At 60.4% G+C, this 20,928-nt stretch carries 17 protein-coding genes; 3 read left to right on the top strand and 14 right to left on the bottom strand.

Translation table 11 applies throughout. From position 1 onward, the window contains the following. Window positions 1-4 precede the first annotated feature (4 nt). The 8 genes from NKH13_RS15160 to NKH13_RS15125 form a co-directional block, all read right to left on the bottom strand. Complete coding sequence (locus tag NKH13_RS15160) at window positions 5-484, bottom strand: class I SAM-dependent methyltransferase (RefSeq protein WP_352715347.1); 480 nt, start codon at window positions 482-484, stop codon at window positions 5-7. A gap of 208 nt (window positions 485-692) precedes the next feature. Further along, window positions 693-1,874 carry an ABC transporter permease gene (locus NKH13_RS15155; protein WP_352715344.1) on the bottom strand — a complete coding sequence of 394 codons (1,182 nt, stop codon included), beginning with the start codon at window positions 1,872-1,874 and terminating at the stop codon, window positions 693-695. Next, window positions 1,871-2,869, bottom strand: a complete 999-nt coding sequence (locus tag NKH13_RS15150; protein ID WP_352570080.1) for an ABC transporter permease — start codon at window positions 2,867-2,869, stop codon at window positions 1,871-1,873. Before NKH13_RS15150 ends, NKH13_RS15155 begins: the two co-directional genes overlap by 4 nt. A gap of 2 nt (window positions 2,870-2,871) precedes the next feature. Further along, window positions 2,872-4,770, bottom strand: coding sequence for an ABC transporter substrate-binding protein (locus NKH13_RS15145; protein WP_352715342.1), 1,899 nt, complete (start codon window positions 4,768-4,770; stop codon window positions 2,872-2,874). Next, window positions 4,767-6,662 (bottom strand): ABC transporter ATP-binding protein, encoded by a 1,896-nt coding sequence (locus NKH13_RS15140; RefSeq protein ID WP_352715340.1) that lies wholly within the window; start codon window positions 6,660-6,662, stop codon window positions 4,767-4,769. The genes NKH13_RS15145 and NKH13_RS15140 overlap by 4 nt, the downstream gene beginning before the upstream one ends. Before the next feature lie 149 nt (window positions 6,663-6,811). Continuing rightward, window positions 6,812-8,152: an adenylate/guanylate cyclase domain-containing protein gene (locus NKH13_RS15135; protein WP_352715338.1), complete on the bottom strand. Its 1,341-nt coding sequence runs from the start codon at window positions 8,150-8,152 to the stop codon at window positions 6,812-6,814. A 51-nt stretch (window positions 8,153-8,203) separates the two neighbouring features. Next, window positions 8,204-9,547, bottom strand: a complete 1,344-nt coding sequence (locus NKH13_RS15130) for a nucleotide sugar dehydrogenase (protein ID WP_352715337.1) — start codon at window positions 9,545-9,547, stop codon at window positions 8,204-8,206. A 105-nt stretch (window positions 9,548-9,652) separates the two neighbouring features. Beyond that, window positions 9,653-10,813, bottom strand: a complete 1,161-nt coding sequence (locus tag NKH13_RS15125; protein WP_352468858.1) for a DUF3095 domain-containing protein — start codon at window positions 10,811-10,813, stop codon at window positions 9,653-9,655. 92 nt (window positions 10,814-10,905) lie between these two features. Between NKH13_RS15125 and NKH13_RS15120 the strand changes: the two genes are divergently transcribed. Both NKH13_RS15120 and NKH13_RS15115 read left to right on the top strand, forming a co-directional pair. Then, window positions 10,906-11,994 carry a glycosyltransferase family 4 protein gene (locus NKH13_RS15120; RefSeq protein ID WP_352715336.1) on the top strand — a complete coding sequence of 363 codons (1,089 nt, stop codon included), beginning with the start codon at window positions 10,906-10,908 and terminating at the stop codon, window positions 11,992-11,994. Continuing rightward, the gene (locus NKH13_RS15115; protein WP_352715334.1) at window positions 11,991-12,767 is read left to right on the top strand and encodes a polysaccharide deacetylase family protein; all 777 of its coding nucleotides are present in this window, start codon (window positions 11,991-11,993) and stop codon (window positions 12,765-12,767) included. The genes NKH13_RS15120 and NKH13_RS15115 overlap by 4 nt, the downstream gene beginning before the upstream one ends. Before the next feature lie 90 nt (window positions 12,768-12,857). Here the strand turns inward: NKH13_RS15115 and NKH13_RS15110 are convergent, their stop codons facing one another. The 4 genes from NKH13_RS15110 to NKH13_RS15095 all read right to left on the bottom strand — a co-directional run bounded on the left by NKH13_RS15110 (window position 12,858) and on the right by NKH13_RS15095 (window position 17,671). Continuing rightward, window positions 12,858-13,712: an MBL fold metallo-hydrolase gene (locus NKH13_RS15110; protein WP_352912891.1), complete on the bottom strand. Its 855-nt coding sequence runs from the start codon at window positions 13,710-13,712 to the stop codon at window positions 12,858-12,860. Window positions 13,713-13,833: 121 nt separating this feature from the next. After that, on the bottom strand, window positions 13,834-14,283 hold the full coding sequence (locus tag NKH13_RS15105) for a cyclic nucleotide-binding domain-containing protein (protein WP_352468857.1): 450 nt from the start codon (window positions 14,281-14,283) through the stop codon (window positions 13,834-13,836). A 158-nt stretch (window positions 14,284-14,441) separates the two neighbouring features. Next, the gene (locus NKH13_RS15100; protein WP_352715332.1) at window positions 14,442-17,156 is read right to left on the bottom strand and encodes an ABC transporter transmembrane domain-containing protein; all 2,715 of its coding nucleotides are present in this window, start codon (window positions 17,154-17,156) and stop codon (window positions 14,442-14,444) included. 17 nt (window positions 17,157-17,173) lie between these two features. Next, entirely contained in the window at window positions 17,174-17,671 is a 498-nt protein-coding gene (locus tag NKH13_RS15095; RefSeq protein WP_352912932.1) for a hypothetical protein, read from the bottom strand. Here NKH13_RS15095 and NKH13_RS15090 point away from each other — a divergent pair. Beyond that, window positions 17,624-18,295: a class I SAM-dependent methyltransferase gene (locus NKH13_RS15090; protein WP_352715836.1), complete on the top strand. Its 672-nt coding sequence runs from the start codon at window positions 17,624-17,626 to the stop codon at window positions 18,293-18,295. The genes NKH13_RS15095 and NKH13_RS15090 overlap by 48 nt on opposite strands. A 195-nt stretch (window positions 18,296-18,490) precedes the next feature. On the opposite strand, the gene NKH13_RS15085 is transcribed toward NKH13_RS15090, so the two are convergent. Further along, a complete protein-coding gene (locus tag NKH13_RS15085) occupies window positions 18,491-19,687 on the bottom strand; it encodes a glycosyltransferase family protein (RefSeq protein WP_352912890.1) in 1,197 nt (398 codons plus the stop codon). Beyond that, entirely contained in the window at window positions 19,684-20,928 is a 1,245-nt protein-coding gene (locus NKH13_RS15080; RefSeq protein WP_352715326.1) for a glycosyltransferase, read from the bottom strand. Before NKH13_RS15080 ends, NKH13_RS15085 begins: the two co-directional genes overlap by 4 nt.

The raw sequence follows: 20,928 nt of genomic DNA, 5'->3' as shown, positions 1-20,928 counted from the left end.
CCCCTCACACGCGCCTACAGATAAAATAACGATCGGCGGGCACCGAAGGGGGCAGCGGGAGGCGTTGCAACTGCGGGTGATCGAGCGGCATGCCGCTGACCGCGATGCCGCCGACGCGAAGCAGGCGCGCGGTCAGATCGGGAAGCCAGGTAAGGGTCACTGCATCGCGATCTTCATAGCCAGTGCCGATGTCGGCATGAACAAGAGCGGCGTCGATGCCAATGAACCTGCTCGCGGTCTCGCGTATTTCGCCGAGCACGAGGTTTTCAGCTTCAGGAATTGAGCTGGCGTGTGCGGCAAGTGCGCGGTCGAACGCTACGATCCGGCGCCCGGGCAGGCGCTCCCGCAGATGGTGGAACGTCCGGCCATTGCCGAGGCCGAGCTCGAGCACGGGTCCCTCCATCTTCGCCACCTCGGCGCAGACATGATCGAGTATGTCGCGCTGTGCGGTCATCCTCCGGATGAAACTGTCGAGGCGACTCATGTGCGATTGTATGTCCTGAACCAGTCCACGAAATCAAATGCCCCCGACCAGAGCGTTTCGCGGCTGAAACCGGAGGCCGACGTGTTAAACCCCGATCGAGTCTTGCCGCGTGTAGAGGCGAACGATGAACACTGCAACAAGCGAACAGGCTGCCGACAAGGATCGTACCGGGTGGAGTCGGCGGCACTGGCGCGGCGGAATAGCGATGTCACTTGTACGGGTCCGCGGCGTCCCGCAAGCCGTCGCCGAGGAAGTTGAACGCCAAGATGACGAGAACGACGGGGAGCATCGGCAAAAGCAGCCATGGATAGAACGCGATCACGCTGACGCTGCGCGCCTCGGTGAGCAGGATGCCCCAGCTGGTTATCGGTGCCCTCAGGCCGAGCCCGAGGAAGCTCAGCGCCGTCTCGCCCAGGATCATGCCGGGTATGGAGATCGTCGCCGTCGCGATCAGATGCGACATGAAGCCGGGAATGAGATGCCGCCCGATGATGCGGCTGCTTCTGGCGCCCATCAACTGCGCGGCCAGAACGTAATCCTCCTCGCGCAAGGCTAGAAGCTTTGAACGCACGGCCCGCGCCAGTCCGGTCCAGTCGAGCAGCCCGAGGATGACGGTGATGCCGAAATAGATCAGGATCGGACTCCAGGTTATCGGCATGATCGCCGCCAGAGCCAGCCATAGCGGAATGCTGGGGATCGATTGCAGAACTTCGATTATCCGTTGAACGATCAGGTCGAAGATACCGCCGTGATAGCCGGCCAGTCCGCCGATGACAATGCCGAGCAGGAAGCTGAAACTGATGCCGACGAGGCCGATTGTCAGTGAAATGCGTGCGCCATAGATGATGCGCGAGAGCACATCGCGCCCCAGCCTGTCAGTGCCGGCTAGAAAGAGCTGGCCGTTTTCGGCGGGGCAGACAAAATGCCTGTCACCTTCGATCAGGCCCCAGAACCGGTAACTGTCGCCCTTGCAGAAGAAACGGATCCGCTGAACATCATCCTGTCTCTCGATGTAGTTCCGCTTGAGCGTGTCCATATCCAGCCTCATCTGGCGGCCATAGACGAACGGCCCGACGAACTGGCCGTTGTGGAACAGGTGCACCCGCTGCGGCGGCGAATAGATGTAGTCCATGTTGCGCGTGTGCAGATCGTAGGGCGCCAGGAACTCGCAGATCAGTATCCCGAAATAGAGCGCTGCCAGGAATATGCCGGATACAAGGGCAAGCCGGTGCCGACGGAATTTCCACCACATCAGCCGCAACTGCGACGCCTGAAAGACCTTCTCCTGCTCCGGCGTCATCGCCTCGACGGACTGCAGGTCAAAGGGCTCGATGGAAACGTAGTGTTGCAGTGGGGCACCCGGAGCGGGCAGCGGCGATTGCGTGTTCATTTGGTGCTGCCGCCTTGCAAACGAATTCGCGGATCAAGTAGCGCCAGCGCCAGGTCGGAAATCAGGACGCCGATGACCGTCAGGAAGGCGAGAAACATCAGGAACGACCCTGCCAGATACATGTCCTGGCTTTGGAGCGCCTTGATCAGCATCGGCCCGGTCGTTTCCAAAGACAGCACGATCGCCGTGATTTCGGCGCCGGAGATGATGGCGGGCAGGATAGAGCCGATGTCTGAAATGAAGAAATTGAGCGCCATGCGCAGCGGATATTTGACCAGCGCCCTGAAGGGATGAAGGCCTTTGGCGCGCGCGGTCACGACATATTGCTTATGTAGCTCATCGAGCAGATTGGCGCGCAGCCGCCGGATCATGCTTGCCGTGCCCCCGGTGCCGATGATCAAGACCGGGATCCAGAGATGGGCGAGGATCGACTTCGCCTTGGCCCAGCTCATCGGCTCGCCGAGATATTGCTGGTCCATGAGATGGCCGATGGACGTGCCGAACCAGATGTTGGCGAAATACATCAGGATCAGCGCCAGCATGAAGTTCGGAATGGCAAGGCCGAGAAGGCCGAAGAAAGTCAGGCCGTAGTCGCCCCAGCTGTATTGATGCGTGGCGGAGTACATGCCGATCGGAAAGGCGATGAGCCAGGTGAAGATGATCGTGACGAAGGAAACCAGCACCGTCAGCCACATTCGGTCCCCGACGACGTCGCGAACCGGCAGCTCATATTCGAAGGAATAGCCGAAATCGCCGTGCAGCATCCCGCCGACCCAGTAGAAGTAGCGAATGACCGGTGGCTTGTCGAAACCATATTCCTTGCGCATCATCTCGATGCGATCGGAATCCACCGCTTCGCCCTGAGCCCGAAGCTCGGCAACATAGCTGTCGAAATAGTCGCCTGGGGGAAGTTCGATGATCGTGAACACCAGTGCCGATATGACCAGCAGCGTTGGAACCATCACGGCGATGCGCCAGACAAAATATCGAAGCACGCTCAGGACTCTCCAAGCCAGAATGTATCCGGCATGTAGACACCGAAATAGGCGGTCGGGTCGTAGCCGTAGAGCGCCTTGTCAGGCAGATTGCGCAGCCGCGAGGATGCCAGAATCGGCTGATGCGTCCCGTTCACCGTGCCGATCGAAAACACCTGATCGGTATAGATCGACAGCATTGAATTCCAGATTTCGGCGCGCTCCGTGGCTTCGGTCGATGCGTTCCAGCGCTTGAGCAAAGCCATCAACTCGACCACAGGCGGAAGATCGGGCGCTTCACCGACCTTGCCACGGGACAAGTAGTGAGCACCCCAGAGCGGCCATTGCAGCTGGTCGTCGACGGTGGGGGCCAGTTGGTACGGGTTCATGTCGGCGGTCGGCACACCATTGTCGATGCCCGACCACATCGACATCATGATCTGGCCACCAAGCGCGCGGCTGCGGAAGATGTCGCGCTGCGAAGTCCGGATGAACAGGGCGATGCCGATCTTGCGCCAGTGATCGGTGATGAGCTCGAGCGCGTCGGTTTCCAGCGTGCTTTCGCCGGCCGTTTCCACTACCAGCTGCGCCGAGCGTCCGTCGGGAAGTATCCGCAGGCCGTCATCGTCACGCGCCTGAAGCCCGACCTCGTCGAGCAGGGCATTGGCCTGGTCGGGATCATGGGCGACCCAGGCTTTCGCGAATTCCGGCCGGTAGAGCGGGCTCTCAGGCAGGACCGTATCGGCACTTTCCTGCGCTAATCCGTAGAACACAGCCAAATTGATCTCGCGCCTGTCCACAGCGAGCGAAAGTGCGCGGCGCACCCGCACGTCACGAAAAAGGCCACGCCACACCTGGTCGGCACAATTCAGATTGGGCAGCAGCGCCAGCCGCGAACCCTGTGTGCGTTTCCAGAGATGCATCTTCACCGGGTAGCGCTTCTCCGTATCCTTCAGGAAGGAGTAATCGCTGAAGTCAATTCCCATGGCTTGCAGGTCGCTCTCGCCCGCACCGGTCTTGGCGGAAATGATCGCCGACGAGCTGACATTCATGACAATCCGGTCAACATAGGGCAGTTGCCGGCCATTCTCGTCTATTCGATGAAAGAACGGGTTCCGCTCGAAGACGAACTGCTCAGCCGGCGGCTTGGTCCGGTTCTGCCAGGGATCGAGCGTCGGCAGTTCCGGGTTCTCCGGGCGATACTGCCGCGACATGCGGATATGCAAGAGCGTCCATTTCTGGGCCCGGTTCTCCTTCATTAGGCCGGCGAGCCGGAATGGATCCTGGTATTTCTTGTGGAACTGCTTGAGATAGGCGGCTGGCAGAACAAGCGATAGGGGCGAAGCAGCGGCGAGCTTGGGCAGGAAGTCGGGATTGGGCGCATCCCAACTATAGCGGACCGTCAACGGATCGACGATCTCGAAGCGTGGCGGCTTGCCGTCCGCCAGCAGGGCCGGGGCGAGCCCGCCTTGCGAAAGCTCATCGTTCAGCCAGACATCTTCCCAGCAATAGCGAAAATCCTCCGACGTCAGCAGGCTACCGTCAGACCATTTATGTCCTTCTCGTATCTTGAAAGTGAATACACGATCATCCGCTACATCGAAACTTTCGAGAATGTCGGCTTGCAGGTTAAGCTTTTCGTCATAGCCGACCAGGCGAGCGTACCCGTAGATCGTCATCATCCGGATATCTTTCTGGCTGCCGATGATCGTGCGCAGCGTGCCGCCATATTGGCCGGGCTGCCGGCCCATCGCAGCGAGATTCAACGCGCGCGGGCGCTTGGGCAGGCGTTCGGCGAGTGCCGGCAGCGCTCTGGCCTTCAGCTGCGGCTCAAGAAATTCCGGCTCCAAATCGCCGGCGTGCAACGTGCCCGGCAGAAATGCCGAAGCCATGAGTCCAAGGACGGTGCGCCGGCTGATCAATGGCGTAGCTCGCTGACATCGGCCGAACGTCGGGCCAGCACGAGGTGGCCGCCGCCAAGATCGAGCGGCGACAGCATATCCTCGTCGCCCTCGTCGCGGAATTGCGGCCCCCATGCGCTGGTGTCGGAAGCGCCGCTGAGTTTCAGCGTCTTGAAATCCATCGGCCTGTCGAGATCGGGGAAAGGTACTGCGGCGACCAGTGAGCGCGTGTAGGGGTGGATAGGTTTCCTAAGCAGAATTTCGCGCGGCGCGAGCTCGACGATACGCCCGCCGCACATCACCGCGATGCGGTCTGCCATGTAGTCCACCACCGCCAGGTTGTGGGATATGAACAGGTAGGTCAGGCCCAGCTCCTTCTGCAGGTCCTTCAGGAGGTTTAGGATCTGCGCCTGGACAGAGACATCGAGCGCCGAAACCGGCTCGTCGCAGATCAGGAGTTCAGGCCCCAGCGCCAACGCGCGCGCGATGCCGATACGCTGACGCTGCCCGCCGGAGAAACTGTGCGGATAACGCTTGATGAAGCGCGGATCGAGCCCGATTGCCTCCATCAGGCTCTTGACCGTGGCGAGTCGGGACGCGGCATTGCCGCGTTGATGGATTTCCAGCGGCTCGCTCAAGATGTTCTCCACCGTCATGCGAGGTGAAAGCGACGAAACCGGATCCTGAAAGACCATCTGGATTTTCGCGCGCAACAGGCGCAGCGCGTCTCCCTCGGCTTCCAAGACGTCGATCGGACCATCCCGGCCGTTGAAGATCACAGAGCCGCCGCTAGGGGTGACAGCCCGCATGAGGATCTTGCTGACGGTGGTTTTGCCGGAGCCGCTTTCGCCGACAAGACCCAGGCACTCACCCCGCCTGATATCAAAGCTCACGCCGTCCACGGCGCGAACAGAGGTTTGATGATCTCCGCCGAACCATCCGGACTTGCGGATCGTGAAGGTCTTTGTCAGATCCCTGACCGACAGCAGGAGGTCGTCCGGCCCCTTCGATGCCGGCGCCGTCTGCTTGCCGAGCAGGTTCCCGACATTCACCGGCACCTCGCGGAGCGCCTTTAGCCTTTCGCCGGGCTTCAGGTCGAAATGCGGAACGGCTGCCATCAGGCCCTTCAGGTAAGGGTGGCCTGGCCGGCGGAATATCGCCTCCACAGGTCCCGCTTCCATGATCTCGCCATGGTACATGACCACGACCTCGTCGGCGACATTGGCGACTACGCCAAGGTCGTGTGTGATCAGCAGCATCGCCATGTTCAGCTTCGTCTGAAGCTCGCGCAGCAATTGCAGGATTTGCGCCTGGATGGTGACGTCCAACGCCGTCGTCGGCTCGTCGGCGATCAACAGGGCGGGCCGGCAGATAAGCGCCATGGCGATCATTGCGCGTTGACGCAATCCTCCCGAAAGTTCAAAGGGATACATGTCATAGGCGCGCTTGGGGTTGGGAAAGCCGACAAGTCCGAGCATTTCCTCGGTCCGCGCCTTGCGCTTCACCCGAGCCATGGGCGTATGAATCTGCAGGGATTCGCTCACCTGATTGCCGATCGTATGCAGCGGCGACAGTGATGTCATCGGCTCCTGAAATATTTTGCCGATGCGGCTGCCTCTCAACGCCCGGATTTCGGGTCCGTCACGCGGCATCTGCAGGATATCCTGCGTCGTGCCGGGCTTTTCAGGATCGGAAAACAGGATACGGCCGCGAACATGGGCTGTGTTCGGCAAAATGCCCATCACTGCCTGGCTGAGAACCGATTTTCCGGAACCGGACTCGCCCACAAGCGCGGTAACCTTGCCGGGCAGGACGCGAAGATTTGCACGCCTGACGGCATGCAACGGTCCCCCTATAATGGCAAAAGAGATGCCAACATCCTCGATTCGCAGCAGATCAACGCCCAAATTCATTCTCACACCAGCCCCCACTCTGGCAGGTCCAGAAGGCGAGACTACCGCATTGCCAGCCTAGAGCAACTTGGATTCGAACAGTCGCCAGTTCCCTGGCGGAACCGGCGACCGGACTGCATACCAAACGCGTTCGGATCAGATCGTGGCGGTTACTGGAGCTTCCTCGGGTCGCCCGCCGACAGCCGCGCGGCATCGCGATGAAGCAGCATGACCTGCTCGGCGTCCGATATTCGGTCGTAAATCGGCTCCAGCGCACCGTCTTCATCGAGTGCGAGAGCACCCGACAAATCGGGTGAAAGCACCGTCAGCTTCTTCTTGGTGCCCGCCAGTTCCTCCTTGCCGAGCGTCAGCCAGCTATTGGCGCTGCAATAGCCGGCGAAATCTTCGCTGGCGAGAACGCTGTGCGAATATTTCTTGGTCAGGGTCTGAAGGCGCTGGACCTCGTTTACAGCCGAGCCGAAGGCAGAGAATGTGAGCCGGTCGGTAAGCCCGACATTGCCGAACATCACATTGCCGACATGCAGGCCGATACCGAATTTAATGTCGCCCAACCGCTGCTCCTTTCTGCGCAGATTGAGATCCATCATGCGCGCGGTGGCCTTGTGCGCTGCCGCAAGGGCAGCCCGGCAGGCGATCTCGGACTGCGCACGGTGCCTTTCGCAAGGGTAGACGGCAATGAAGCCATCCCCCAGGAAACTCATGATCTGCCCGCCTCTGCGATTGAAAGGTGCAGCAATGGCATCGAAAAACTGGTTCAGCGTATCGATATAGATTTCGCGGCCGGAGGTTTCGGCAAGCCTTGTCGACCCGCGCATATCGGCCATGACCAGTGCAGCCCGGATTGTGTCGCCCTCGCCGCGCTTGATCTGGCCGTCCAGCACCCGCCTGCCGGCGTCGCCGCCGAGATAAGTGGTCATCATGTTGTCGGCAAGCTTGGTGAGCACCGCCATCTTGGTTGCGATAGCGAGATGGTTCTGGATCCGCAGCAGCGCCGAAATCATGTTGTCGCTGAAGCCTGCAGCACTGTCGGTGGACCAAGACCCGATCATGCCCTGACTGGTGTTGCCGCTGAAGGGATGGACGAAAGCCATGTAATCGGTGACGCCCATAAGCTTGAGGTCATCGAAAACAGGAAATTCCGACGGCACCGACGGGTCGAGCCGGCGCCGCAGATGGTCGAGCTTGTGGCTGAGCAGATGGTAGTATGGGCTGGTCAGGAATCTGTCGGAAGGAACGCCGTCCTCATGGCGGAAGCCTTCCACTTCCAGGCCCTGGCCGCGGAGCCAGGTGAAGCCAAGCGCGTCATAAAGCGGATGGAGCATCGAAAAGCTCAAATGCACCCGCTTCAACGGCAGGCCGGCAGCAGCCAGCCGTTCACAAAAGCCCTTTACCAGTGTCTCCAGGTCGTCGCCGGCCAACGCCGATTGGGTCAGCCAATCGGCAACCTTGTCCATGAGAATGGCAGAAATTTCTGCTTGCGCTGTGCTCATGCTATCTCGAAATCTCCTTGATTCGCCACAAATTCGCCGGCTCGGACGCCGTCAGGCCTTCACCACCGTCTCTCGGGCTAGCCCGAGGCGGCCAAAAATATTGCGTGTGTCGACAATCAGTAGAGCGTGATCCGCGATCGCCTGATAGTCGATCGCGTCGTGGTCGGTTGCAACGACGACAGCGTCGAAATCCTTCAAGGCCACGTCGGTCAATTCGACCGAGCGACGCCCCTTGATCGCCATATGCTCCCGTGTGGTCGGGATTTCGGTAACATGCGGATCGTGGAATTCCGCCTTGCCGCCCCATTCCTCGATGAGTTCAATGAGCCGCAATGAGGGGCTTTCGCGGATGTCGGGCACATTCTTCTTATAGGCGAGCCCGATGATGAGAATGCGCGAGCGGCTGAGCGCCTTGCCGCAGCGCTGGTCCAGCGCCTTCGCCAGTTCGTCGACCACATGACGCGGCATAGCCGTGTTGATCTCTGCCGCCAGCTCGATGAAGCGGGTCGGCAGTTCGTATTCGCGCGCCTTCCACGTCAGGTAGAAGGGATCGATCGGAACGCAGTGCCCGCCAAGTCCAGGGCCAGGATAGAAAGGCATGTAGCCGAAGGGCTTGGTCTTTGCCGCCTCGATCACCTCCCAGATGTCGATTCCCATCGCACCGAGCAAGACCTTCAACTCGTTGACGAGGGCTATGTTGACCGAGCGGAAGATGTTTTCCGTCAGCTTGACCGCCTCGGCGGTCGCCGTGGTGGAAACCGGAACGACGGTCTTGACCACGCCCTGGTAGAAAGCCTGCACGAGCGTCGCCGCTTCGATGCCGTCACCTGCCACGACCTTGGGAATCGTCGCGACTTCAAAGCTGCGGTTGCCGGGATCCTCGCGTTCGGGCGAGAAGCCGAGGAAGAAGTCTATCTTCGACCGCAAGCCCGTTTTTTCCAAGATGGGCTTGATCACGTCGTCGGTGGTGCCAGGATAGGTAGTCGATTCCAGCACGATCAGCTGGCCGAGACGTAAATGCTTCGCGATGGTGCCTGCCGTGTTCCTGACAAAGGAGAGGTCCGGCTCGCGGTGTTTCGTCAGCGGTGTCGGAACGCAGATGATGATGACATCGCAGACGGCCAGTTCGGCAAAATCCGCAGTGGCGCGGAACCGTCCGCTCGCCACCTGGCCGGCAAGGGCTGTCGACGTCACCGCCTCGATATAGGATTGGCCGTTGTTCAGGCTCTCGACCTTCTGGGCTTCGACGTCGAAGCCGGAAACCGGGAAGCCGGCGCGTGCGATCGCAACCGCCAGCGGCAGCCCGACATAGCCCAGTCCGATCACGCCGACTTGCGCGGCACGCGTCGAAATCCGGTTCAGAAGACGGTCATATGTCGATCGTGAGGCGTCCAAAAATCTGCTTCCCGTCAATTCGGACAGGCTGTCCGCGCCCATGGCGAGGCTCACCGGTCCCAAGAACCCCGAGGCATATTGCGGAAAATCGATGTCCGCAAGCCGTCAGACCGGCACCTTCGCCTTCAGGCTTGCGGCAGCCATCGCATAGCCGCCGGCGGCGCCATCGATGAAATGAACGTGATCGCGCTGCAGCGGCGAGGCGACGAGGCATGTCATCAAGGCCGATTTCTGGCGGTGCAGGCCATAGTTGCAGATGCCCGCCTCTTCCGCCTGCTTCAGCCGGTTCTCGATCCGTCGCAACACATCCGCGTCAACGTCGATGGTCATCTTCAAGCCGTCGTCGAACTTCCGGAAATCCGAATTGCTGGCCACGTCGCGTTTGTAGATCTTCGGATCGAATCTGCCGATCGTCCAGCCATATCTATCGGTGACGGCCGTAAGCGTCATCAGGAACACTATCCACAGCTTCGACAGCCACCGCCGTCCTGCCGGCGCCGTGGCACGCGCCTCGATATCGAGGCCGGCGGGCAGCACACTGTAGTCCGGCCCGTTCACCGGCACCGGGTGGCCATCGCGTTCCTGCCTGCCGGCAAGGGCGATGATGTCGGAAACCAGAAACTGAAAACCGCGCAAGTCGCGCGACGCCCCCGGTATGGCTATGATCGAGACGATTTCGCCATGCCGGGCTTCGATCGGGTTCCAGCGGCACGAGAGGCCGGTCAGATCCGGCCGCGTGCCGGCCGGCGCAGGATCGATGCGGTAGCGCCCCGCTTTCATCTCGGCTTCCGCCCAACTGCCGCCACCGCCGGCGAACATGGCATAGAAGACCGCATCGGAGGCCTGGAACCTCGCCACGCGAACGTCGAGGCCTTGCGCTCTTATATCCTTTATCGGCACGATTGCGGCACGCAAGGTCAGATCCAGTTCGTCCGCCACCCATCTCTGGACAGCCGCCAGCGCGTTGCGGGTGATCTCCAGCGCCGAGCCGGGAAACGCCACGAGCGCGCCGTCGCCGCCGAAGACAAAGGGAAGATCTTGCCTACCCAGCGCATTGAGCAGCGCCGAAATGACGCTGGCGCCGGCCATATTGACGGTTTTATAGCGCCCCGCCTCGATCGCCTTGGTCGAGCCGACGATGTCGGCGGTGGCCAGCGCCCAGTTATCGGGGAGAGGCCGATAGTTATCGATATCGGCAACGCTTTCGAACTTTGCGAAGACCGGCAGGGAAGCGACAAACGGATCGGACGCGGCAACTGTTTCCATGAGCATCAGATAGCACATTCCACTGCTTGAAGGTGAAGTCGATCATGCTTCGAAATTGACTTGCGCAGGCTTTCCGATGATACGGTCCGGCGATGCGAATTGCTTTCTACGCGCCGCTAAAGTCACCCAACCATCCCGTTGCCTCCGGCGACCGCCAGATGGCACGGATGCTGGTCAAGGCGCTGGAGCATGGAGGGCATAGCGTCGAACTGGCATCCGAATTACGCTTCTATCTACGCGAACCGGATTCGAAAAGTTTCGATGCGCTCAAGATCGAGGCCCGGGAGGAAGCCGCGCGGCTGGCAAGGCTTTGGGATCGTGACGGCAAGCCCGATCTGTGGTTCACCTATCATCCCTATTACAAGGCGCCCGACCTGATCGGGCCCGAGCTGGCGTTGGCCTTTGGTGTCCCCTATGTGACAGCGGAAGCCTCATATTCGAGGCGGCGCAACACCGGTTTGTGGGCCGATACGCAAGCGTTGGTGGCGCGAGCCGTCGAACAGGCGGCGCTGAACATCTGCTTCACGCAAAGGGATCGTCAGGGACTGGCAGATGCGATACCCGACGCCGCTTTCGGCATGCTTTCGCCCTTCATCGACACATCGGTATTCCGGGAAACGCCGGCACGGGGTTGTCCGACGCGCCTCGTTACCGTCGCCATGATGCGCCCGGGCGACAAAGTCGAAAGCTATCGCATGCTGGCGCAAGCGCTCGGTTCGATCGGTCACCTGCCCTGGACCATGTCGGTCGTCGGGGACGGACCTGCCCGCGAAGAGGTCAAAGCGCAATTCGCCGGCTTGCCCGCCGACCGTATCGAATGGCTTGGCGCGATTGAGCCAGCCGCCGTGCCGGATGTCCTCTACAGTGGGGGAATTTACGTCTGGCCGGGTTTCGGCGAGGCCTTTGGCGTTGCCTATCTTGAAGCACAGGCCGCCGGCCTTCCGGTTGTGGCTCAGGACATCGCCGGCGTGCCGGAGGTCGTGCGGGATGGCCAGGCCGGGTTTCTCACCCCGCCGGGCGATGTGGCGGCGTTCGCTTCTGCCATTGAAAGGCTTCTGGCCCGTAACGACGAAAGATCCATCATGGCCACAGAAGCCAGACGTTTCATCCTCGTAGAACGTTCTCTCGGTGCTGCGGCGGCGCGTCTGGCCGAACTTCTCGCGAAGATCCCGGTTTCATGACATCCGACCAGATCTGGCAACCCTTGGTGGAGGAACTGGCGAGCCGGCAACGGGCGGACCGTAAGGCAGAGTTCTGGCTGCGCGACGATGACGCCGTGGATCCGACGCCTGCGCTTGATCGGCTGCTCGACCTCACCGGTAAATTCGCGGTTCCGGTGACTCTGGCCGTCATTCCCGCCCTGACCGACGAGAAGCTTGTCGTTCGGCTTGACGAGGCGCCGCATGCCACGGTCGCCATCCATGGCTGGGCGCACCGAAATCATGCGCCCGAGGGCCAGAAAAAGCAGGAGCTCGGCGCGCATCGGCCACGCGAGGCGGTGCTCGATGATCTGGCTCGCGGGCTGTCGCACGTAACCGGCCTGCACGGCGCACGTGCCGTGCCGATGCTGGTGCCACCCTGGAACAGGATCGACGCCGGCTTGGTATCCGACCTTGGATCGATAGGATTTGCGGCATTGTCGGTCTATGGGCCGCCGAGGCGGGCTTCACTGGCGGTCATCAACAGCAATGTCGACATCATGGATTGGCATGGCACGCGCGGCTGCCGCGATCACGGCCTATTGGTTCAGGCTATCATCGCGCAATTGCAGCATGCATTCGATGGCGGCGAACCGGTCGGCCTGCTCACCCATCATCTCGTACATGATGAATCGGCCTGGCTTTTCCTCGAACGGCTGTTCACCGTCACCGTACAGACTGAAGCCTGCGCATGGCTTCCGATCAGGACATTGATCGGGCGCAGCGCCGGTAGAGCAATTCCAGGAAAAGTGTGAACGGTTTTCCGTCCGGAATTGCGTCAAAACAAAGAGATAGAGCGCTTCGCCGTTTCTGTGAAACGGTGAAGCGCTCTAGAGGAAAATAGCTCAGCGCTTTTTGCGCAATGAGACTGGAAGTTTGAGCGTCTGGCCATCCCGCGCGGCAAAAGCGCCGGTAAACCTGTCCTTGGCCAGTTTCTCGATCTTGTCCAGTTCCTTGTCGGTGCGTGTCGGATCGTGGTGAAACAGCGCAAGCCCGCGCGCACCGGCCGCCTCACAGAGCTTGACGCCCTGTTGCCATGTCGAGTGCCCGTAACCGCGGCGGCGTTCCATTTCCTCCTCGGTGTAGGTGCAATCGTAAATGACGAGGTCGGCATCTTCGATCAGGCCGAGCACCGCCTGATCGAGTTTGTCCGGCTCGTGCTCAGTGTCTGTGATCACCGCCACGACGCGGCCGCCCCATTCGACCCGGTAGCCTATGCAACCGCCCGGATGGATAAGACTGCCGGTTCGGACCACCACCCCTTCGCGCGGGCGAAGCACGTCTCCGGATACGAAATCGCGATAGTCGAGGCTTGCCTTGCAGATCTCCAGTTTCACCGGAAACCACGGCGGCCGCATGAACTCATCGACCATCTGCCGGGTCGTCATGTGTCCTGCAAGATGCCCGGACCAAAGCGTAACCTTGACGCCCGGGTCATAGATCGGCGCAAAAGACGGCAGCCCGATGATGTGATCGTAATGGCAATGGGTGAACAGCAGGTCGAAATCGGTCACGCCCAACGCCTGAAGCGCCCCGCCGGCAGGCCGTAGGCCAGAGCCTGCGTCGAACAGAAGCGTATGCTTACCGCATCGCATCTCAATGCAGATTGAGTTGCCGCCATAGCGAGAGAATTCTGGCCCTGATACCGAAATGCTGCCGCGGACACCCCAAAACCTGACCAGGAAAACGTCGTCGACCATGCTACCCCTTCGCCCATCTTAGCCAAACAACTGCTGCTACGCGAGACAGGCTTTCTCCGGGTGACCTTCTCAGCAAGAGGACAGTGCCATCACGACGACGAGGATCGAGCGCACGTCTTCGTTATTTGGCACTTCGTGCGTCGATCAGATCCGCGGTCGTATGGCTTAGGCGATCGGCAAGAACCCGCAATATCTCGATGGTCATTTCCGGGAACTCCCTCATAAGCCTCAGGAAATGATCCTTGCGGATTCTCAAGACTTCCAGCGGACTTGCCGCTCTGACGGTGGCAGTGCGGGAGCTGTTGCACAATATGGCGATCTCGCCAACAATCGAATTTGGCTCCAGTTCGGCAACTTTTATCGGCCCGCTGTCGGAATCGACCAGAATATCCGCCCTGCCTGAAAGGATGACATAGGCGGCGTCTCCCTCATCGCCCTGCCGGAAAAGGATCTGGCCGGCGCTGTAGCTGACACGATCGGATGTGAACGCAAGCAGCTTGAGCTTTGTCGGCTCGATGGCAGAGAACAAGGGAATGCGTTGCAGCATTCCAACTTCATCCTTGAGCAGCATTGTCGCAAACCTTCCCAAAATTCGCGTTTGCCAGACTAGAGCAACGGACGCCCAGATGGAATCAATTCTCTTTTCGGGATGGCGAGACAAACCACGCGAAAGGTGGCGAGCCCGATGTCGTGCACCGGCAGAATGATCCCATCTGAATGTCCGTTGCTCTATGACAGCAGTTCCTTGAAGATACCGTTCCCTGCCAAAAGTGTCTCGTGTGTTCCGTCTTCCGCCAATTGACCCGAGTCGAAGACGATAACGCGATCGAACATCATCGCCATTGCCGGATTCGTCACGACCCACACAATTGCCGGCGAATGGCCGTCGCACCTGGCTTCCTCCAGCACATTTCGCAGCACCTTATCCTGCATGCGCTGGTCGAGCGCCGACAGCGGCCGGTTGAGAATGAGAAAATCGGGACGCTTGAGCAGGGCCCGGGCAACATCGAGCTTCTGTCGCTGTCCACCGGTCAGCCGCCTGCCGCCGGAGCCGACGTTGAAGTCCAGGCCGACATCCAGAAGTTCGGCATAAAGCCCCAGTTCGTCAAGAATGTCATAGACGATGGAGCGTATGCGGTCCGGCGCGTCGGGATGGTTGTTGCCCACACGCCCGAACAGGACGTTATCCATGACGGTGGCCGCGGCAATGTATTTGGCAGGATCATACCGTTCGACCGCATTGTGCAGTTCGGGCGGCAGGTTTTCATAGAACCGGCTGCGTGCAGCGACGATCTTGCTCATCAGCTCGTCGCTCAGCAGGCCGAAGCGGTGCCGGGGCTCGATGTAGGCAAAGCTCAAGGTGACGATCATGGCGCGATCGTTCTCCGAAACCGCCTCGTGAGGACGGTTCTTGAGCCGTTGCAGCAAGGTTTCGTAGGCGGGTATCTCCTCGGCGCTCATGAAGGCGAGCTGCTGGAAGAACTGGTGATCGGGCGGCAGGTCGGCAAACAGCTCGATCGCCTGTTTGGCGATCTCCAAGCCCATTTCGTAGAGCGTGCGGTCGAGGCCGGCTTGCCTCAGCACAGAAGCAAAATAGGGATTGGCCGCCAGGGCCCTGTCGGCCAGTTCGGGGCCGGCGGCAGCGCCGAAGAGCAGGTTTTGGCCGATCGTTGCTTCCTTGTTGTAGGCGCCCGGTTCGAAAGGAACCACCAGTCCGCTCAGCCCCTCTTGTTCCAGCCGGGTTCGCAGCGCCGCACGCAGTTCGACGATCCGCCTGGCAAGCTCCGTGTGACGCGTGAGGTCGGCCGAAGAGCGCAAGCCAAGATCCAGAATGTCGCGCGACAGAACAACCGCGTCGAGCACCCGGCGCACGGCTTCAAAGAGGTCGTGCGGGCCGGTAGCGCCAGCGGAAGCATAGTTGATCCAGTCGCTGTGGATATCAAGATCCGGATTGCCCGACCGGCGCGCCTCGTGGATGTTCCAGCGGTGCTGGTCTGCCGCAGCACCGTCATAAGGCACCGATGTCAGCGGCGCATGCTTCAACCCGTAGAGCAGGTTGTCGCGGAGGCTTGCCTGGAACAGGAAAACATCCGAAGAGGCATACGACATGCGCCGGCCGGTTACTGCTTCGGGGAGTTCAAGCAGGTCGTCGGTGCCCGAAGCGACCCTTCCGCTGTCCGGCCAGTTCAGCCGCGCGAAGGCTTCTGCAAGCGCCTCCGCTCCACCTGTTGCGGTACTGACCAGCGCCACCGTCTCACCCGGCTTGACCTGGAGGGAGATACGGTTGAGGAGCATTGCACCGCCATCGTCTGCTATGGACAGATTGATCGCCGACAGGGGGCTGGTCATCGGATCGGGATCGTCGATCGTCAATGCCCCGATTTTCGGCGCGATGAGACCCTCGACGGTGAACTGTTCAACGACCTGTTGATATTTGACCTGGACATCCTGCCGATCCTGATCCCAGTCGATCAGTTCCTTCATCGGTCCGGGCAGGTCCTTGTAGGCGCCGATCACGGCCACGAGCTGGCCGACGTCCAGCCGCCCCTGGATGACCAGATACCCGCCGATCATGTAGAACAGAAAGGGCGTGAGCTGCGCGAGAAAATTGTTGAGGAACTTCACCATGAATTTCCATTGGTAAAGATCGAAGCGGATCTTGAAGATGAGCCCGAGCCGGGCAGCTATGTCGGCGCGCTCGTAGTTTGATGTATCGTGGACGTGAACCGCGCCGATGCCGTCGACGATTTCGCCAACCCGGCCCGAAAGCGCGCGCGCCGTCAACTGCCGTTGGCGCCCGAGCACGATCAGCCGCCGCCGCATTCGCGGGATGAGCACGATCTGGATCACCACGATCACGACCGCTATCATTCCGAGCCAGACGTTCTGGATCATGATGAACAGCATGGCCGTCAGCGCCTGGCCGCCGAGCAGTACCGGCTGCAGGAAGGCGTCGCCGATGAAGCCGCCCAGCGGCTCCACCTCGTCCTTCACCATGGTCGCCACTTCGGCGGACTTCACCCGCTTGAAGTAAACCGGCGGAAAACGCAGCACACGGTCGACCAGATCGAAGCGGATACGTCGCAGCATGCGTTCGCCGAGGCGGCCCTTGTAGGTGTTGATGTAGAATTTGAACAGGCCGTTGATGACGACTAGCAAGAGGAACACGAGGCTCAGGGCAAACAGGGTCTCCGTGCGATCGAGCTGAAAACCGGAGAAGAACTGGACCTCTCCAATGAACGGCAGGTTATAGTGTAGCCTCATGAATGGCTGGGTCGCGCCCGGTTGCTCGAAGCCCCTACCTTGGATCGGGCCGTTGACGATCAGCTTCGGTAGGTCGAAGGACATGAAATACGGGATCATCGAAAGCACGACGATCATCAATATCCAGAGCTGCTGCTTCTTGGTGTGCGTCCAGATATAGCGGGCTAGGCTGGGTTCCATATGCGACTGCGGACCCTTCAGTTGAAAGGATGCAGGATGTAAAAGCACCTGCTGGCGAATGGCGTATCGGCAATTTCTTCGTCGCCAACGACAAGTTCGAAGCTGCTGTGCACGGACATTGTCCTGCGCTCAACGATGCAAGGGACCCGCGAGGCGGCGCGATCCAGTTCCGGCGCATGGTCGATGACAACGACACGGGCACTGTTGACCAGCGAAGAAAGCAGCTGGCCAAACGGTTCGCGGCTTCGGCAGGGTTTTGGCGAATAGCTGAGCAGCACGAGGCCGCAGCTGCGCGGCTGGTGCTGGTGGATGGACGCCGATGATCCGGACAGATGCAACAGGCTCTCTCCGGCACCGGGCAATAGCCAAGCGGCTTGCAGCATAATCACGTCCGCGGAATCAAACAGTCTTGCGGGAGGCAAGATTGCGTTGTGTCGCCCGAAATCCCAACATACAAGACAAATATGATGGATGTCACGCAACCACGCAATGCCGGTATGGACTGGCACGAGCAAGCCTTGGACCTCACGCGGGGAATTGCTGCTTATGTCAACTGCCCTCTCGTGGCAGGGCTGGCGCGCGTCGTCACCAAGCATCCGAAGGCCGATATCGCCAACGCCTTCAACCACAAGCAGGTCGCCTGCAAGATGTGGGCGCTCGACAGGCTGTTCGAAAGCTGCGGCGGCCGGTTCGGGCGCATATGGGTTCTGGGTGGATGGTACGGCGTATTGCCGGCAATGCTTTTCAACGACGCCCGCTTCGACATCGCGGCGATCGATAGCATCGACATCGATCCCGAAGTCGCGCCGGTCGCCCGGACCCTCAACCGGGAAGCCGGCGACCGGTTCCGGGCGCTAACGGCAGATATGTACGCACTCGACTATGCGGCCGGGCGGTCCGACCTGATGGTCAATACGAGCTGCGAACACATAGCCGATCTGCGCGCCTGGCTTGCTCTGCTTCCGCGGGGCACGAATGTACTGCTGCAATCGAACGATTATTTCAGCGAGCCGACGCACATCAACTGCGTGGCTTCACTTGCAGCCTTCGAAGCAATGGCGGCGCTACGGGAGGTGCGGTTCTCCGGCGAACTGCCGACAAAAAACTATACGCGCTTCATGCTGATTGGAACTGTTTAATGCATTTCGCCCAAAAGTGCGTAGCGGTTTTGGGACAACGACATGCATAAAAACAGGACTTGAAGCGCGTCGTACGAATCTCACCAGACGCGACGCGCGTTAGAGCAATTCCAGGAAAAGTGTGAAACGGTTTTCCGTCCGGAATTGCATCAAAACAAAGAGATACAGCGGTTCTGCGTGAAACGATGAACCGCTCTAGGATCTATCGTCTGTTTGATCATGAACTTTTCCGAAACCGGGCCCCACTTTTAGGGACCATGTTCGATATCGCTCGTGCAGGATTTGCGCGGAGCGACGCGCGCCTTCCAGATCGAGACGATGCGCAGATGGCGTCGGTCCTACAAGCGCCTGTTCGATCGCTTGCACCAAACCTTCAGGCGTTAGGTCCTTTTCCATCAGCACCGTTGCAAGACCGAGTTCTTCGAGCATCAGGGCGCGAACCGTCTGTTCGGTTTCCCCGCCGGCTGCGAATGGAACCAGCAGGGAGCGACAACCCGCGCGCAGGACATCGCAGACCGTGTTGTAACCCGCCTGCGAGACTGACAGGCACGCGCCGGTCAGCAGGCTAGCGAAATCCTCGCGGAACCGGAAGATGGACAGGCCCGGCGTGGCATCGCGTGCGATCGCGTCAAACTCGTCTTTCCGCAGGTTTGGGCCGGTGATCAAACACCATTTCCAAGCGTTGTTGGCATCCTGCGCCGCTGCGATGGCGGAGCTGACAAGGCTCTTTCCGGCAGCCCCGCCGCCAACCGACACCAGAACGTCGAAGCGCTCAGAGGCCGCGGGCGAGGGCGGCGCGGCAACGAGCCCTGTGTAGGTGACCTCGGCCCTGATCGCCCCAGCCAGTGGAAATGTCTTGTCGATGGTTGCGAAAGCCGGATCGCCGTGGACCATAACAAGGTCGAAATGCCTGTTGATGAGATCGACCGTTTCCTCGTTTCGGCCCGGCTTGACGCGCTCCTGAAGGATATCACGGACGGACGTCGCCAGCAGCGGTCTGGGCGACGTCGCGTCGATGGCCTCGATCAGCGGCAAGAGTTCGAAACGCATCTGCCGGCGTCCAAATGGAAACGCCTCGACAATGACGATATCAGGCCTGCAATCCCGGAATGCCTGCAGCAGCATCTCTGAACGCCATTTCTTGAAATCATCGTCGATGGGTTTGCCTTGCAGGTCGACAAGTCCGGAAAATCCTTCATCACCGGAGGTGACAGGTGGCAGGGTTACAGATTTTACACCGGGTCCCGGAAACCCGGCGATCGGCGCTCCGCCGGTCACGACGGTTACGTCAAACCCGTCATCGACCAGAGCCGCCGCAATGCGGCTGGCGCGCGCGAGATGGCCGATACCGAGCAGGTGCTGGACATAGAAGAAAGCGCGCAGCCGCTTCATTCGGCGGCCCGCCACTCCCGCTCGAACAGTTCCTTGAGCTGTCCAATGCTTGCCATATGATCGAAATTGCCGCGCACGCGCCGCTCTGCGGCGTCGCCGAGGCGGTCGCGCAGCACGGGATCACGGATCAGGCGCTCCAGCGCCTGTGCCAGGGCAATTGGGTTTTCCGTCGGAACCAGCAGCCCGGTTTCATCCGGCGATAAAAGCTCCGGCACGCCGGAAATATCGGTCGACACGCAGGCAAGCCGCTGGCTAGCCGCCTCCACCAGAACATTCGGCAGACCGTCCCGGTCGCCATTTGCAGTGATCCTGCAGGCCAGGGCGAAGATGTCGGCGCGGCGGTAGTGCTCAAGCACCTCCTCCTGCGCAAGCGCGCCTTTCCAAGAGACTCGACCATCCAGGCCGAGCTTTTGCGCCAGCGCCTTGAACCGTTCCAGTTCCTCGCCGCCGCCGATATGCTCGAAACGCCACGCCAAATCACCGGGCAAGAGGGCAAGGGCCTCCAGCAACGTGTCGTAACCTTTCTTTTCAACGGCGCGCCCGACACTCAGAACGATAACGGGTTCGTCCGGCGCCGAGCCGTCATGCTGCTTTCGCGCCTCGCTGAAACTGCCGAAGCGATCAAGGTCGAGCCCATGATAGCTCAGATGCACAGACGAGTTGCCGTTAGCGAGTTTTTTCAGACGGTCAAAGCCGGTTTTCGTGCAAGTGACCGTCCAGCGCGCCGAGGAAAGCTTCCCAGCCAGATCCCAGTCGGCCGAAGTCCAGATGTCCTTGGCATGGGCCGAGCAGCTCCAGGGCAGGCCACGAAGCTGGCTGGCATAGCGCGTCACCGATGCCGGTGTGTGCGCGAAATGTGCATGCAGCCAGCCCGCGTCTTCCGGCCACTCGGCCGCCAGCACGAGCGCTTGCCCGAAGCGGCGCGCGCGATTGCGCGTAAAGTCGCGGGGCATATCGGCAGCCAGCGATCCGAGCGCGCGCCAGAAGCCCGGCCGCAGCAGATAGGCAAACAGCGAGCGAAGCACGCGCAGCGGCTCTTCATGCAGATATTCTGGCAGATAATGGACGGGCGCTTTGATCTCGTCATGCACAGGGTGGCGTTTTTCATCGGTCGGCCGCCTGAGCGCGACGAGTATCAGGTCGAACCCCGCACGCTCAAGACCAAGGAGTTCCTGCGCGATGAAGGTTTCGGACAGCCGCGGATAGCCCTTCAGAACCACGACGATCTTGCGATGTTGCAA

Origin of the sequence: Mesorhizobium sp. M1348, from assembly GCF_040317925.1 — a bacterium.
Lineage (GTDB): Bacteria > Pseudomonadota > Alphaproteobacteria > Rhizobiales > Rhizobiaceae > Mesorhizobium.
Note: the sequence above shows the minus strand (reverse complement) of the source record. Positions and strands in the feature narration are given on the sequence as shown.

Excerpts from the sequence above, each read along its gene's own strand:
- NKH13_RS15100 (WP_352715332.1), bottom strand. The coding sequence starts at position 17,156 with ATGGAACCCAGCCTAGCCCGCTATATCTGGACGCACACCAAGAAGCAG.
- NKH13_RS15160 (WP_352715347.1), bottom strand. The coding sequence starts at position 484 with ATGAGTCGCCTCGACAGTTTCATCCGGAGGATGACCGCACAGCGCGAC.
- NKH13_RS15110 (WP_352912891.1), bottom strand. The coding sequence starts at position 13,712 with ATGGTCGACGACGTTTTCCTGGTCAGGTTTTGGGGTGTCCGCGGCAGC.
- NKH13_RS15090 (WP_352715836.1), top strand. The coding sequence starts at position 17,624 with ATGGATGTCACGCAACCACGCAATGCCGGTATGGACTGGCACGAGCAA.
- NKH13_RS15135 (WP_352715338.1), bottom strand. The coding sequence starts at position 8,152 with ATGAGCACAGCGCAAGCAGAAATTTCTGCCATTCTCATGGACAAGGTT.
- NKH13_RS15155 (WP_352715344.1), bottom strand. The coding sequence starts at position 1,874 with ATGAACACGCAATCGCCGCTGCCCGCTCCGGGTGCCCCACTGCAACAC.
- NKH13_RS15105 (WP_352468857.1), bottom strand. The coding sequence starts at position 14,283 with ATGCTGCTCAAGGATGAAGTTGGAATGCTGCAACGCATTCCCTTGTTC.
- NKH13_RS15125 (WP_352468858.1), bottom strand. The coding sequence starts at position 10,813 with ATGGAAACAGTTGCCGCGTCCGATCCGTTTGTCGCTTCCCTGCCGGTC.
- NKH13_RS15120 (WP_352715336.1), top strand. The coding sequence starts at position 10,906 with ATGCGAATTGCTTTCTACGCGCCGCTAAAGTCACCCAACCATCCCGTT.
- NKH13_RS15085 (WP_352912890.1), bottom strand. The coding sequence starts at position 19,687 with ATGAAGCGGCTGCGCGCTTTCTTCTATGTCCAGCACCTGCTCGGTATC.
- NKH13_RS15140 (WP_352715340.1), bottom strand. The coding sequence starts at position 6,662 with ATGAATTTGGGCGTTGATCTGCTGCGAATCGAGGATGTTGGCATCTCT.
- NKH13_RS15115 (WP_352715334.1), top strand. The coding sequence starts at position 11,991 with ATGACATCCGACCAGATCTGGCAACCCTTGGTGGAGGAACTGGCGAGC.